At 46.0% G+C, this 13,865-nt stretch carries 18 protein-coding genes and 1 pseudogene; 10 read left to right on the forward strand and 9 right to left on the reverse strand.

What is annotated here, in order from left to right:
* Window positions 1-10: 10 nt before the first annotated feature.
* Together AB1611_16845 and AB1611_16850 are read right to left on the reverse strand one after the other, a co-directional pair.
* Complete coding sequence (locus AB1611_16845) at window positions 11-304, reverse strand: type II toxin-antitoxin system RelE/ParE family toxin (GenBank protein ID MEW6381255.1); 294 nt, start codon at window positions 302-304, stop codon at window positions 11-13.
* Window positions 304-543, reverse strand: a complete 240-nt coding sequence (locus AB1611_16850; protein ID MEW6381256.1) for an addiction module protein — start codon at window positions 541-543, stop codon at window positions 304-306. The genes AB1611_16845 and AB1611_16850 overlap by 1 nt, the downstream gene beginning before the upstream one ends.
* A gap of 85 nt (window positions 544-628) precedes the next feature.
* On the opposite strand from AB1611_16850, the gene AB1611_16855 reads away from it, so the two are divergent.
* Window positions 629-991, forward strand: a complete 363-nt coding sequence (locus AB1611_16855; protein MEW6381257.1) for a hypothetical protein — start codon at window positions 629-631, stop codon at window positions 989-991.
* 493 nt (window positions 992-1,484) lie between these two features.
* On the opposite strand, the gene AB1611_16860 is transcribed toward AB1611_16855, so the two are convergent.
* Window positions 1,485-1,775, reverse strand: coding sequence for a nucleotidyltransferase domain-containing protein (locus tag AB1611_16860; GenBank protein ID MEW6381258.1), 291 nt, complete (start codon window positions 1,773-1,775; stop codon window positions 1,485-1,487).
* A gap of 252 nt (window positions 1,776-2,027) precedes the next feature.
* Between AB1611_16860 and AB1611_16865 the strand changes: the two genes are divergently transcribed.
* The 3 genes and pseudogenes from AB1611_16865 to AB1611_16875 all read left to right on the forward strand — a co-directional run bounded on the left by AB1611_16865 (window position 2,028) and on the right by AB1611_16875 (window position 5,942).
* Window positions 2,028-4,385 carry an SNF2-related protein gene (locus AB1611_16865; protein MEW6381259.1) on the forward strand — a complete coding sequence of 786 codons (2,358 nt, stop codon included), beginning with the start codon at window positions 2,028-2,030 and terminating at the stop codon, window positions 4,383-4,385.
* A 5-nt stretch (window positions 4,386-4,390) separates the two neighbouring features.
* Window positions 4,391-5,275, forward strand: coding sequence for a site-specific DNA-methyltransferase (locus tag AB1611_16870; GenBank protein MEW6381260.1), 885 nt, complete (start codon window positions 4,391-4,393; stop codon window positions 5,273-5,275).
* A gap of 34 nt (window positions 5,276-5,309) precedes the next feature.
* Window positions 5,310-5,942 (forward strand): annotated as a pseudogene (locus tag AB1611_16875) (DEAD/DEAH box helicase family protein).
* Here the strand turns inward: AB1611_16875 and AB1611_16880 are convergent.
* Window positions 5,901-6,185: a hypothetical protein gene (locus tag AB1611_16880; GenBank protein ID MEW6381261.1), complete on the reverse strand. Its 285-nt coding sequence runs from the start codon at window positions 6,183-6,185 to the stop codon at window positions 5,901-5,903. The pseudogene AB1611_16875 and the gene AB1611_16880 sit on opposite strands and share 42 nt — an antisense overlap.
* A 75-nt stretch (window positions 6,186-6,260) precedes the next feature.
* Between AB1611_16880 and AB1611_16885 the strand changes: the two genes are divergently transcribed.
* The 6 genes from AB1611_16885 to AB1611_16910 all read left to right on the forward strand — a co-directional run bounded on the left by AB1611_16885 (window position 6,261) and on the right by AB1611_16910 (window position 9,848).
* Window positions 6,261-8,003, forward strand: coding sequence for a hypothetical protein (locus AB1611_16885; GenBank protein ID MEW6381262.1), 1,743 nt, complete (start codon window positions 6,261-6,263; stop codon window positions 8,001-8,003).
* A 265-nt stretch (window positions 8,004-8,268) separates the two neighbouring features.
* Complete coding sequence (locus tag AB1611_16890; GenBank protein ID MEW6381263.1) at window positions 8,269-8,577, forward strand: DUF4258 domain-containing protein; 309 nt, start codon at window positions 8,269-8,271, stop codon at window positions 8,575-8,577.
* A 4-nt stretch (window positions 8,578-8,581) separates the two neighbouring features.
* Window positions 8,582-8,812, forward strand: coding sequence for a YgiT-type zinc finger protein (locus AB1611_16895; GenBank protein ID MEW6381264.1), 231 nt, complete (start codon window positions 8,582-8,584; stop codon window positions 8,810-8,812).
* A gap of 105 nt (window positions 8,813-8,917) precedes the next feature.
* Window positions 8,918-9,142, forward strand: a complete 225-nt coding sequence (locus AB1611_16900; GenBank protein ID MEW6381265.1) for a hypothetical protein — start codon at window positions 8,918-8,920, stop codon at window positions 9,140-9,142.
* A gap of 110 nt (window positions 9,143-9,252) precedes the next feature.
* Window positions 9,253-9,543, forward strand: a complete 291-nt coding sequence (locus AB1611_16905; protein MEW6381266.1) for a HEPN domain-containing protein — start codon at window positions 9,253-9,255, stop codon at window positions 9,541-9,543.
* Window positions 9,513-9,848, forward strand: a complete 336-nt coding sequence (locus tag AB1611_16910) for a nucleotidyltransferase domain-containing protein (protein ID MEW6381267.1) — start codon at window positions 9,513-9,515, stop codon at window positions 9,846-9,848. The genes AB1611_16905 and AB1611_16910 overlap by 31 nt, the downstream gene beginning before the upstream one ends.
* Before the next feature lie 59 nt (window positions 9,849-9,907).
* On the opposite strand, the gene AB1611_16915 is transcribed toward AB1611_16910, so the two are convergent.
* The 5 genes from AB1611_16915 to AB1611_16935 form a co-directional block, all read right to left on the reverse strand.
* Complete coding sequence (locus AB1611_16915; protein ID MEW6381268.1) at window positions 9,908-10,126, reverse strand: hypothetical protein; 219 nt, start codon at window positions 10,124-10,126, stop codon at window positions 9,908-9,910.
* 102 nt (window positions 10,127-10,228) lie between these two features.
* Complete coding sequence (locus AB1611_16920; protein MEW6381269.1) at window positions 10,229-11,605, reverse strand: alkaline phosphatase family protein; 1,377 nt, start codon at window positions 11,603-11,605, stop codon at window positions 10,229-10,231.
* Between the two features lies 1 nt (window position 11,606).
* Window positions 11,607-12,275: an adenylyl-sulfate kinase gene (gene cysC / locus AB1611_16925; protein MEW6381270.1), complete on the reverse strand. Its 669-nt coding sequence runs from the start codon at window positions 12,273-12,275 to the stop codon at window positions 11,607-11,609.
* Window positions 12,276-12,357: 82 nt separating this feature from the next.
* Entirely contained in the window at window positions 12,358-13,515 is a 1,158-nt protein-coding gene (sat, locus tag AB1611_16930) for a sulfate adenylyltransferase (protein MEW6381271.1), read from the reverse strand.
* A gap of 113 nt (window positions 13,516-13,628) precedes the next feature.
* A complete protein-coding gene (locus AB1611_16935) occupies window positions 13,629-13,859 on the reverse strand; it encodes a CopG family transcriptional regulator (protein MEW6381272.1) in 231 nt (76 codons plus the stop codon).
* Between the last annotated feature and the right edge of the window lie 6 nt (window positions 13,860-13,865).

Consider the following 13,865-nt stretch of genomic DNA (forward strand, 5'->3'; position numbering starts at 1 on the left):
TTGCCATAAGTTAGTTAACTCTCCCCCTCCACGATCGAGGTTCCCGATGAAGATGCATGACGGCTATAACGAGAATGGTATTACCTCGTATCTGATAGATAATCCCGTATGGAAACCTTTTAGTCCTGCAACGGCGGGTTCTCTGGGAAATCAATGACCACGCTTCAGGATATTGAATGATTCTTTCGATGGTTTCTTTAACTTCCTCAGCGAATTCAAAGCCAAGCCCTTCTTTTTGTGCATTATAATAACCAACGGCTTCGATAAGTTCTGCTTGGGCAGGTTTAAGAAATTCAACGTCCATTATATCTTCTTCTTAATAATCTTATCAATCTCATCAAAAACTTCCTGAGAAGAGACCGTTTCGATTTCCCCCCGTTCAAATGCGTCGAGACGGTCCTCGGCTTCCTGTGCCCATAACTCATCTATTCTTTGGCGAGAAGGCGAATCGAGACTGGATAAAAGTTTATCAATTAACTCGGCTCTTTCTCCAGGCGGAAGAGATAAAGCTTCTTCGAGAACCTGGGCACCTCTTTTTAACATGATGATTGCTCCTCCTTAAAAGAGAATTACAGCAGCAATAGTTACCTTATATTTTATCCCTTTTAAGCCAATTATACAAATCGGTTTGAATCTATCCAGCCAATTCAGCTCATATCCCGTTCATTGTAAACGGATTGGATCTCCTCTGCGTGGATGCAGAGATAATTCAAGACCTGACGGCGGGTACTATTCACCCGGAACTAACCGCAAGGGAGCAGGTGCCTGCTCTTCCTCGCCCGGTGAGGTCGGTGCAGGAAATAAGTTTGTTATCACGTCATTTCGCCCGTTTTTACCCCGGGAGCTTGGGTTCTGGCTTCTGACCCAATGGCTTACCGGCGGCCATTTTACCTTGCACCGGATTCTGGCGGGAGAGCAAAAGGCGCCTTGCAGGCAAAAGCAGAAGCCGGGCTGCAGGCAGCGGCATGAGCCCGCAGGCGGGCAAGAATAAGTGCCTGGCCTTTAGACTTACCGGATGGTCCGGCAGCCTGATTCCGAGAGGGTATGGAGGATTTTCCTTGACCCGATGGATCAATCACCTATTTGGCATATTAAAAATCCCTCTCTTTCCCTGGTCTGGGACATCAGCAAGGAGAAGATCTTAAAAATGTGAATACAAATGTTCCCAGCTTGCATGGGAGCATCCCAAATTCTCCTCCCCCTTGAGGTTCAAGGGAGGACAGTTTTAGTTTACCGGAATCAGTCCCCTGTTTTACACCATAAGGGGGCAAATGCACCTAATAATATCTTCAACTCCCATTGTTTCCATATCAAAAATGCTTTCAAGTACTTCTCTGAGCTCCCCTGACACAGAAATCAGATTGTATGGCAGGGTGCAAAATCTTCTTTCATCCCTGAGTGTGCAAGGGCGAGATTTTCCCGCGCGAATTTCAACCAGGCATCGACCAGTCTTATCTCTTCCTCACTCCTGGCCATAGGCTGCTTTACTCTTTCTCATAAACTACTTTCCCATCCTTAAAGATATGGTAAAGATAAAATGGGTTTTTCGCCCGGAAATTCCATTCAACTTCTTCAGGCTTTCGCACGATTATATCCACCGGGAACCGCCTTCCCCAGAGCAGAGCATCTACTTTCCGTCTCATGATCCGGCTGGATTCTTTACTTTCCTTAATGATAAATAAATCAAGGTCACTCTCCTGGGTAAAATCACCTCTGGCATATGAGCCAAAGAGGATGATTTTCTTTCGATGGCACATCGTGAAATTAAGGGTCATGATAGCAAGTGTATAAAAACTCCATTAAAGTTATATTTCCCATATTTATTGATATGATCAAAGCGACAAGGTGATCAGAGTGGGGTAATTCAAATAGTAAAGCACTTAATTTTCTGATCGGAGCATAAAATCTAGGCATGAGCAATAAACATATTTCTTGCGCGTAACCCTAATTTGCAGTATCATTTTCAAAATGATAGAAGTTATTTTATCAATTTACCAATCTTGTCCACTAACCAACTTATTGGTCTGATGATTACCGATTATCATGCAAAATATTTCGCCTTTGAACTCTCAAAGCGCAGTTCGTCTGACAGCTTACAGAAGCTGACCTTTTCCCTTTTAGATGCTCAGGTTGATCTAAACCCCCATCAGGTTGAGGCTGCTTTGTTTGTGTTCAGCTCTCCGCTTTCCAGGGGGGCGATATTGGCTGATGAGGTAGGGCTGGGGAAAACCATTGAGGCGGGTCTGGTTATCTCCCAGAAATGGGCTGAGAGGAAGAGAAAAATCTTAATCATAGTACCGTCCAGCCTCCGGAAACAGTGGTATCAGGAATTATCCGACAAGTTTTTTCTTCCCTCCATCATTTTAGAAACTCCCTCATTCAACCAGGCGATAAAAGACGGGAAAATAAACCCCTTCGATCATGAAGAGATAGTCATTTGCTCTTACCACTTTGCAAAGGCCAAAAGTGCTTATATCCGGCACATTAATTGGGATTTGGTGGTTATAGATGAGGCGCATCGGTTAAGGAATGTATACAAGCCATCCAATAAAATTGCCAATGCCATTAAAGACGCCGTTGCTCACGCTCCCAAAATTCTGCTCACCGCAACACCGCTCCAAAACTCACTGCTGGAATTATACGGCCTGGTCAGTGTCATTGATGACTATACCTTTGGGGATCTGAAAAGCTTTAAGGCCCAATTCTCCAGGGTGGCAGGGGATGAAGCCTTTGGTGCTCTTAAGGAACGGTTAAAGCCAATATGTAAAAGAACACTGCGAAGGCAGGTTTTGGAATACATCAAATATACGAACAGAACGGCAATTACCCAGGAGTTTATCCCATCACCTGATGAGCAAAAACTCTATGATCTGGTTTCAGGATATTTGCAGCGGGAAAATTTATATGCCCTTCCGCCAAGCCAAAGGCAACTGATGACCTTAATCCTACGTAGACTACTGGCCTCATCAACTTTCGCTATTTCAGGGACATTGGATGCTTTAGCCACGAAACTTGAGGATATTATCCAGAGGCAAAATAATCAGGACCAGGAAGATTACGAGGATAAAATCTTATATGATTTTGAAGCCTATAATGAAATAAAAGATGAATGGCAGGAGAATGGGCAGGATGACGGGCAAGAGGATGGTAATGGAGAACAGCCTCTTACCGCTGTTGCTGCTACGGCCAATGCTAATCCTGCTATTGCTGCTGCCAATAATAATAACCCAAGGCAGTATTCATTGGAAGAAATTGAAGAAATCAAGAAAGAGATAGCTGATTTGAAAGAATTCCAGCGGCTCGCCCAGTCTATTACTCGGAATTCAAAGGGGGATGTCCTCCTGACCGCTCTCAAAAAAGGTTTTGCAGAAACAGAGCGGCTTGGGGGCCGTAAAAAAGCAATCATCTTTACCGAGTCAACGCGGACCCAGAAGTATTTAAGAAACATCCTGGAGAACACAGAATATAAGGGGAAGATAGTCCTATTCAATGGCTCCAATACCGATCCGCGAGCCCATGAGATTTATCAAAGATGGATTGACCGCAATAAAGGAATGGACAGGCTCACAGGCTCCAGAGCCGCTGATATGCGAGCTGCCATAGTAGACTATTTCAGAGACGAGGCGGTTATCATGATAGCTACCGAAGCAGCCGCCGAAGGCATTAATCTGCAATTTTGCTCTTTAGTGGTCAACTACGACCTGCCCTGGAATCCCCAGCGCATTGAACAAAGGATTGGCAGGTGTCACCGCTACGGGCAGGAGTTTGATGTGGTAGTGGTAAATTTTCTCAATAAGAACAATGAGGCAGATCAGAGAGTTTACCGGCTTTTGGATGAAAAGTTCAAACTCTTCAGCGGCGTTTTTGGGGCAAGTGATGAAGTTCTGGGAAGCATTGAATCGGGAGTTGATTTTGAAAAGCGGATTGCCCAGATTTACCAAAGTTGTAGAACACCCCAGGAGATACAGGACTCATTCGATCAGTTACAGAGAGATCTGGAAGAGCAGATTGAAGACAGGATGAAAACCACAAGACAAAAGCTGCTGGAGAATTTCGATGAGGAAGTAAATGAAAAATTGAGAGTTAACCTACAGGAGAGTAAGGTATATTTGTCTCGGTATGAGGATTGGCTCTGGCAGATTACCAGGTTTTTCCTTGAACCCTACGCCTGTTTTAATAATGTTGACCACTCCTTTACCTTGAATCAGAACCCCTTTCCGAACGAAAATATTTACCCTGGCCTGTATAAGCTCGGAAAGAACGCTATAGATGCTCATACCTATCGAATAGGCCATCCCTTGGCCCGCTGCACTATCGAGCAGTGTAAATCACTCCCTTTGCCGGAAGCTGGTTTGGGAAAAACGGTAATGGAGCTCCAAGGATAAAAAAGTTGCTTTCTGATGCGAATTCTGGCCTGACACCACAAACACTTTGGACCGCAGAAGAAGTAGGAACTAATGATCATGCCAAAAAGGCACTTATACAAATGTTTTCTGATGGGAAGTTATTTGATACTCCCAAACCGGAAACATTACTTCAACGAATCATACATATAGCCGCAAGCAAAGGCGACTGGGTTCTCGACTCCTTCCTCGGTTCCGGCACCACGGCTGCTGTTGCGCACAAGATGGGACGTAAATGGATAGGCATAGAGCTTGGTGATCATTGCCATACCCATTGCCTGCCTCGCTTAAAAAAAGTCGTAGATGGATCGGATCTGGGTGGTATCTCAAAATCCGTTAACTGGCAGGGTGGCGGCGGATTCAAATATTACTATTTAGCTCCAAGTCTCCTGAAAAAGGATAAATACGGCAATTGGATAATTGAAGAGCGTTATAATGCCGATATGCTGGCTGCTGCTATGGCCAAACATGAAAGCTTTAAATATTGCCCTGATGAGCAAATTTATTGGAAGCAGGGGAAATCAACCGAAAAGGACTTTATTTTCACCACCACCCAGTTTATCACGGTTGAGATCCTGGATGATATCCATGAGCAGATGCAGCCAGAGGAGAGTCTCCTTATATGCTGCACTTCTTTTCAGGAAGACTGTAAAAATCGACATACCAATATAAACGTTAAAAAAATTCCCAATATGCTGCTTGGCCGTTGCGAATTTGGAAAAGAGGATTACAGCCTCCATATTATCAATATACCTAGTATGTCTACTGATGCAGAAACTCCGGAAATTGCCTCTTCTGGTCCTGCTTTTGAGAGAGATCCAGCAAAAGAAAAAAAGAAGACCTCTCGGAAGCAGATGAGTATCTGTGACTGAACAATAATGGCCTTAAACAGGGAGATATTGAGAAATGAACAGCATTGCCAATACCATAAGGAACCGTTTAAGCCTGAGAGCTCCACAAGAGAAGAGCTTATATATACTGGCCGATTTAGTTGAAAAATTACTCCTGAAAAAAGATGCAGACCTCGGTGCAGAGCTTGAAAAGGTCAGAACCGACTATCCAACCTGTACCGATTTCGAGAGGAATTTTCCTTCCCTGTGCTTTTCATTGGCTACCGGAGTAGGAAAAACCCGTCTGATGGGTGCGTTTATTACCTATCTCTATTTGGCCAAAAGGATAAAGAACTTTTTTGTACTGGCACCTAATCTCACTATTTATAACAAGTTAATAGGTGATTTCTCCGACCCCAGTAATCCAAAATACGTATTTCGCGGTATTGGGGAGTTTGTAAATAACCAACCACGGGTAATCACTGGCGATAATTACCAATCCGCTTCACAAATGGCTCTATTTAATTCTGAGATCCATATCAATGTTTTCAATATTTCCAAAATCAATGCAGAGACCAGGAGCAACAAAGAACCACGGATCAAGAGGCTCTCAGAATGTTTGGGATGGTCATATTTCAACTACCTTTCCAATCTTAATGATCTTGTTTTATTGATGGATGAATCCCATCACTATCGAGCTGATCGGGGGATGCAGGTCATCAATGAATTGAATCCCGTTCTTGGGCTGGAACTTACCGCTACTCCCCAAGTGGAGCGGAATGGGGGAGCGATCAAGTTTAAAAACGTAGTGTATGAGTATTCCCTGGCCAAGGCTATTCAGGATGGTTTCGTGAAAGAGCCTGCTGTGGCTACTCGCAGAGATTTTGATCCAACCCATTATTCCGCTGAGGATCTGGACAGGATAAAGCTGGAAGATGGTGTCCGTATTCATGAGGATACCAAAGTTGCTTTGGATATTTATGCAAGGGATAACAAAGTGAAACAGGTCAAGCCCTTTGTCCTGGTTGTGGCCAAGGATACAAACCATGCCGGAGCCATCAAAGAATTAATTGCCTCACCCGCTTTTTTTGACGGGTATTATGCTGATAAGGTAATGGAAATTCACTCAAGCCAGACAGGAAGCGAGAAAGAGGAAAATATCGCCCAGTTGATATCATTGGAAAACCCAGGCAATCCCATAGAGATAGTAATCCACGTTAATATGCTGAAAGAAGGATGGGATGTAACCAACCTTTATACAATCATTCCCTTGAGAACTGCTGCTTCAATGACCTTGAGGGAGCAGACCATAGGCAGAGGATTACGGCTGCCCTACAGGCAACGAACAGGGTACAACAAGGTAGATAAACTCACGATTGTAGCCCACGATAAATTTCAGGAAATAATTGATGAAGCCAATAAGCCGGATTCTATCATCAGACGGGAAAACATTATAGAAATTGACGAGCAGGAAATAAACCAGAGGAAAGAGGTTATCACTTCGGTTTCAAACATCGAGGTAAAACTTGAGGAGGAACGGAAGAGGATTGAAAGTATTTCACAGCCTGAGCAAAAACAGAAAGCTCAGATCAACCTGGAAGTGCAGAAAAAGATTCTTGAGACTCTTCCGAAACTCAACGATAAGGTAAGCAATATCAATGAACTGACAAAAGCGGAAATTAAACAGATTGTCGTTGAGAAAATAAGAGAGAGAATATATAGCGAGCCGCAGCAAAAACTGTTCGCTGAAGAAATTGTGAAGGAGGCTGAGGCAGCTTATGAAACTGTAGTAGCTGACTACATTCAGAACATGATCGAAATTCCAAGAATCATGATCCAGCCAAGCGCACGGATACGCGCAGGATTCCATGATTTCGACCTTGATACGAAAAACCTGAATTACCAACCCGTATCAGAAGAAATTCTGAGAAAAACCCTTCGTGAGCAGGAAGATGGCCTTGATATTATCACAGGACGGGGAAGAATTATTTTCGATAGTCCTGAACACGTTATCGTGAATGAGCTTATTGATTATCCAGAAGTGAACTATGATGCCCAGGCAGACTTATTGTTCAAACTGGCAGGGCAGGCAGTTGAAAAATTCAAGACCTATCTCGATGAAGATACCGTAACCAATAATGTTGTCCCAGCTCATAAGAAAGAGATTGGCCGATATATTTACTCGCAGTTGATGCAGCATTTTTACTGTGAAAAGATAGGCTTTGAGAAACCTATCGTAAAACCATTTACCAAAATAGAAGAACATAATTTTTCAAAGGATACCCAAGATAGTATCTATCACTATACACAGACCATTACACCTGCCAGGGATATCCCAAGGAAGATATTCACGGGTTTTACAAAGGCTTGTCATAGGTTCTATAAGTTTGAGTCTAAACCTGAAAAAGACTTCGCTATTATCCTGGAGCAGGATAAATCCGTATTAAAATGGCTGCGGCCTGCCCCTAATCAATTCCGTATATACTGGAAACCCACAAACCAGTACCATCCCGATTTTGTGGCAGAATCAAAAGATACAATTTACTTGATCGAAACAAAGAGAGAAGCAACCATCGACTCGAGAGAGGTTGAGGGAAAAGCCCAGGCAGCCCTTGAGTATTGCAGGTATGCAACAGAATTCACCACCCAGCACGGAGGGAAGCCCTGGAAGTATATTCTGATTCCAGATAATGCCGTGATGACCAATATGAGCTTTGATACTATGGTAAGGTGCTACGAGTACCGCAGAAATGATGAGAAGTTACCATGAATTCACTATTTCCAAGAAAATCTGAAACTTGGTGCACTCACCGATGCTGGATGTGAGCGTAATCATAAATAAGGGAGAGCCAATAAAAATGGGAGGTACATCTATGCTGTATTTATGCATTTGTTTGGGGTCAGCCCTTGACATTTGACGTTCCTGTTAAAAATGTCAAGGGCTGACCCCAAGTGGTACAAGTGGTATGAGATGGAGGAAAAATGTTATGATAAAGGAGCTATAAATGGGCAGACTACAGTATAGGAACTGATGAATGAAATCGCTTGAAAAGATTATGAGACAATTATCCTTGGGTCAGTTTGAATTTAGCCGGCATGCTTTCAAGCGAGCGGTTGAACGCAATATCAGCGAATTGGAGATAAAGTGGGCCGGAGGACATGCGAGAATCATTGAAGATTATCCTGATGATAAATACTTTCCGAGTTGTCTGCTGTTAGGATTTACGGAAAATGGACGTCCACTGCATATACAGGTATCGTATGTTGATTCAGACCTGGTCAAGATCATCACAATTTATGAACCGAATAAAAATGAGTGGATTAATTACTCAAAACGGAGGTAAGATTATGTTTCGATGCCATGTATGCGGCTCAACTGAGGGGAAAGAAGATTTTGTAAACGAAATGTTTCAGATTGATGATAAGCCTGTACTAGTTGAGCACATTCCAGCAATAGTTTGTTTGCGTTGCGGAGAGGAAACTTTTAGCCGTGAGACAACAGAAGAGATTCGGCGGATGGTTCACGGAGAGGCAACGCCTGTAAGGTCTATTTGTATGGATGTCTTTACTTTCGTGTAGACCCGGATTTGATCTTTAGTGGTTTCTACCCTTGTCTTTGCTGGGATCTTTGCACTGTTAACAAATAATATAAACATGAGCATAATCATAAATAAGGGAAAGCCAATGAAAGCAAAAGTCATTCATACTACTATCAGTAAGGAAGGGGTTATTCACGTGGTAGCCCCCGATTTACCACCCGGTGAGGTGGATATTATTGTTTTGCTTCACAATTCTGATGTTCCTCAACCTCCTCACATAACAGACATCCGGCAATTACCGTTCGGTGGTTATAAGGCAGGCTGGCTGGCTCCCGAACAACTCCGGCGTGAAGCCATCTATAAGAAATGAGGAGAAAAGCATGGCTCAAAATCCTGACGAATGGCTAAGGCAGGCTGATTATGACATGGATAATGCTATAGTTTATGTTTAGAAATGGGAGGTACATCTATGCTGTATTTATGTGTCATCTATCTATAGAAAAGGCGTTGAAAGGGCTATATACTCAAAAAACCGGCAACCTCCCACCAAAGACACATAATCTGCTTTATCTTGTTGAAAGAATTATGATCCAACTGCCTGATAATTTATACGATTCTCTCTTTACCTTAAGCAGGTTAAGCGTTCCTACACGCTATCCAGATGACCTTCAGAGAATGCTCAAAGATTACAATGAAGCAAGAACAAGGGACATAATCGAACGAGGGAAGGAAGTATTACAATGGCTCAAGATAGAGTTTATGAAGCGATAGGATTTTTAGAACAGTGCCTGAGAGAGAGAGGACTAACTATCTCAAAGATTATTCTCTTTGGTTCTCAGGCTAAAGGGAGAGCTACTGAAGAAAGTGATGTGGATATTGCGATCATTTCGGAGGATTTTTCAAACAAAGACATCTTTGAAAGAGCGATCTTGACCAAAGATGCTGAAATTATGACTATGAAAAAATTTATGCTGCCTCTCGATATTATCACCATGACGACGAAAGAATTAGAAAGTGGGACCTCGATTATGAGCGAGTATGTCAGAGATGGTGAAGTAGTAATGGAGAGGGTCTGAATGATACACTCAGGGAGATAGACAGGCATTTAGACTGTATGGAGGAGGAGACGCGGTAGCTACTTTGGAGTGCGGATGCCACAGGGGCTCCCTGCGTAAGAGGCCGCTTTCCTGGCACACAGCATATCCTGGCATAACAACGCCAAGGAAAGCGGTGTCGTGCCACCGCAGTCCAAAGCGGCCACCCCATACTGTGGGTACCGCCGCAGTTGATAATAATTAGCCGCGTATTTAAGAAGGCCTTCACTGAGCACAAACTTGGCTTCTGTAAGTGCCATTCCACCTAACCTCCCCTGCCACAGGGGCTCCCTGCCTCAAGGGGAAGGGATTGGATAAGCTTACCATCCTCAATATGGGGAAGCTATTTTGCAAAAGCTCCCTTACTCCACCCCCTCCACCGGCAGCGGCTTCCGGTCCATATCCTGTGGTATGGGCACACCCATCAGCTTGAGGATGGTCGGGGCAAGGGCATGGATGTCGAAGCCGAGTTCGTTTATGCTTTTCCCTTTCAGGTAGAAGAAGGCATCATCATAGGTGTGCATCCCGGTCAGTTCGCTGCGGCCAATCAGACTGGCCTGGTCGATATTCCCTTTCAGGTCATATCCGTCCCTGGGAATGGCCACCAGGTCTGCGGCCTGAGCCAGATACGGGCCGTGGTAGATTTCCTCCCTGGTCACCACTTTGCTTAGAATTGCCTCCCCACTTGCCGGATCTTTCATGTCCATGATCGCCTCGGCAAGCTGACGGCGGACCCGCTCATACTCTTCGCCCGGCTCTATCCGGCCGCAGAATTCCCTGCCCCGCACGTTAAGAAAGATCCTGCCCGGAATCAGGCTGTAGGCAGTGGTATCAGGATGCATCTCTTTCAAAGATGCGGCCTTATCGCTGGTGAATCTGAGCCACCCTTTCTCCTTGAGCCACTGATTGACATAAACCTCCTGCCTGATGGAGCAGAATCCGTGGTCAGACAGCAGGATAAATTCCACGTCAGGATTCGGTTCTACAAACCGGTCGTGGATTTCACCGACATAGCGGTCTATCTTCTGGTAATAGCGGGTAAACTCAGGGCCAAACTGAGGGTCTTCTTTTTCCCAGTCATCCCAGAAAAAGTGGTTGATCCGGTCGGTTTCCATGATATGCACCTGAAAAAAGTCCCACTCCTCCTGCTCAAGGAAGTACCTGGCCGTAGCCACTCTCCGCTCCAGGGCCACGTGCAGCTCCTCAAGGAACTTTTTCCTGTCCTTCCTGGCCAGCCAGGCATCAACGTCGATCCGGTAGTCCAGCTCCTTGAGCTTGGGGACGATCGAGGCCGGATAGGCGGCCTTGTCCAGCCTGGTGGCCAAAAAGCAGCCGATGAGAATCCCGTTCACCGGCTTTGGCGGGTAGGTAACCGGCACATTGATCACCGTAACCCGCTTTTTAGCCTGGCTCAGAATCTGCCAGAGCGTCGGAGCCTGCATGTTGATTGCCGTAGGGATGAAGGGCTCGAAGGGGTTGGGCTTGCGGTCGATGAATCCATAGATATTGTGCTTGGCCGGATTTTTGCCGGTCATAAAGGATGACCAGGCCACCGACGAGATGGTCGGGATAACCGACCGCATCCGGTGAAAGGCCCCCTGCTGAAAGAGGGCCTGCATTCTGGGAAACTTGCCTGCATTTCTCGGACTTGTCAGGAAGGTATAGGGAACGCCGTCAAGTCCGATAACCAGGACCTTTTTTTTCTGTGCGCCTCCATGTGCTTTCTTTATCCAGGCCATATCAAATGTATCCTAAATCCCGCAGCCGCTGCTTGACTTTCTCCTCCTCCTCCTCAGTATAGATTTCCCCGGCAGCATCCTCTTCGATATCGCTGTCGCCTGCAGCCAGAGCCGGGATGTATCCAAGCTCCATCAATTTGGCAAGTACCTTGGCCGTACTTTCTTCAACCGATTCCCGGTGCGTCTCCACGGTTACTTCCGGATTCAGCGGATCTTCATACGGGTCGGAAACTCCGGTATAGTTTTTGATCTCACCGGCCAGGGCCTTTTTGTATAAGCCCTTGACATCCCGCTCAATGCACGTCTCGAGCGGGCATTTGACGAAAACCTCGACAAAGTCTCCGATCTCCCGGCGGTTGTAGTCGCGGACCTCCCGGTAGGGGGAAATGGCCGAAGCAATGGCAATGACACCATTCCGGGTCAGGAGCTTGCAGACAAAGCCGATCCGTTTTATGTTGATGTCCCGGTCCTCCTTGCTGAAACCCAGTCCCTTGCTCAAATTCGTGCGGACCACGTCGCCGTCCAGCATTTCCACCTTGAGGCCCCGATCCCGCAAAGCCTGCTCAACTTTCTGCGCTATGGTCGTTTTTCCCGCTCCGGATAAACCGGTAAACCAGAGGGTGAATCCTTTTTGCTCCATATTATTGCTGTATACCCCTTGGCATCCCATGGATATCATGCCTCCTCAGTTGATTAAAATCAGTTTTTCGCTCATTGCCGTTTGAATTCTTATTGCTGTGCTTCTGCTAACTTTACTGCTGCTGTTTTTGCCGCAGTCCTGCAATTAAAACCTCGGCTACTTCCTGCCGGGTAAATTCTTTGGGCGGAATCTCACCCCGGCTCAGCATTTCCCGGACCTTGGTTCCGCTCAGAAATACGTGATTGCTGCTGTCGTGGGGGCAGGTCTTGCTGGAAGCCATACCTCCACACTGTTTGCAGTAGAAGGCATGCTCAAAGAAAAAGGGCGTGATCTCCAGCTCCTGCGGCTCGAATTCCCGGAAGATATAGTGGGCATCATAGGTTCCATAGTAATTGCCGACCCCGGCATGGTCCCGGCCTACGATGAAGTGCGTGCAGCCATAGTTTTTGCGCAGCAGGGCATGGAAGATCGCCTCCCGCGGACCGGCGTAGCGCATATTGACCGGCATGACCGAAAATATGGTGCGCTGCGGATGATAATACTTACTGACAATGACTTCATAGCATTGTATCCGGATATCGGTCGGAATGTCATCGCTTTTGGTTCCCCCGACCAGGGGGTGAAGAAGAAGCCCGTCAACCACTTCCAGGGCACATTTTTGCAGATACTCATGAGCCCGGTGGACGGGATTGCGGGTCTGGAAGGCGACTACCGTATCCCATCCCTTTTCCTTGAACAGGAGGCGGGTCTCACGGGGAGACAGGTTATAGCGGGCATAGGGATCGGGCTGTTTTTTCACCAGATCGATCCTGCCGCCCAGCAGAACCTCACCCATGGAATAGACCTTCCTGACCCCAGGATGCTTATCTTCTGTAGTTTTAAATACCTGCCGGGCCAACTGCTCCCGGTCATAGGAATATTTATCCTCAAGGTACATGATCGCGGCAACATCACCGGCGGGATCGATCAGGGCAATCTCGGAATCAACCTGCAGCCGGTCCCCCATTTCCTTTTCCACATCCAGCATGATGGGAATTGTCCAGGGCAGGCCATTCGAAAGCCGCATGGTATCGACCACACTCTGAAAATCCTTTTGGTTCATGAACCCTTCCAGGGGACTGAAGACCCCCTGGGCGATATTTTCAAGGTCAGTCAGGGTATCCTGACCGACAGTAACCCTTGGCAAACTCTGTGCTTTCTCTCTGGCCGCCTCCCGGGCTGCACCATCCAGGACACGGTTAATTAACTTTCCTCCATGAGGTTTAATCATTTCTTTCTCCTAAATAGCCTGAGTAAATGAAGGTGTTGGGTATCTCTTTTCTACCTTATGTATCGCTGATGGAGCGCTGAAGTATCGAGCAAATTCGCCCTGGCCGGGAAATTCTATTTGATATACCCAAGGGCCCGCAGCCTCTTTCGAATAAGTTCCATCTCCTCTGAATCTATCGACTCTTCCTTTTGCAGCTTTCCCCCGGCTACAATGTCCCGCATCACATAGACGATAAATTCTGTGGCACTGCTGAAGCCCGTGCCTGAAATCAAGGTCTTGACTTCATCGTATAATCGCCGGGGAATTTTTATCGTAACTTTATCCCTGCTATCTGCTGAGTTCATCGGTTT

The organism is bacterium (assembly GCA_040755755.1).
Taxonomy (GTDB): domain Bacteria; phylum SZUA-182; class SZUA-182; order DTGQ01; family DTGQ01; genus DTGQ01.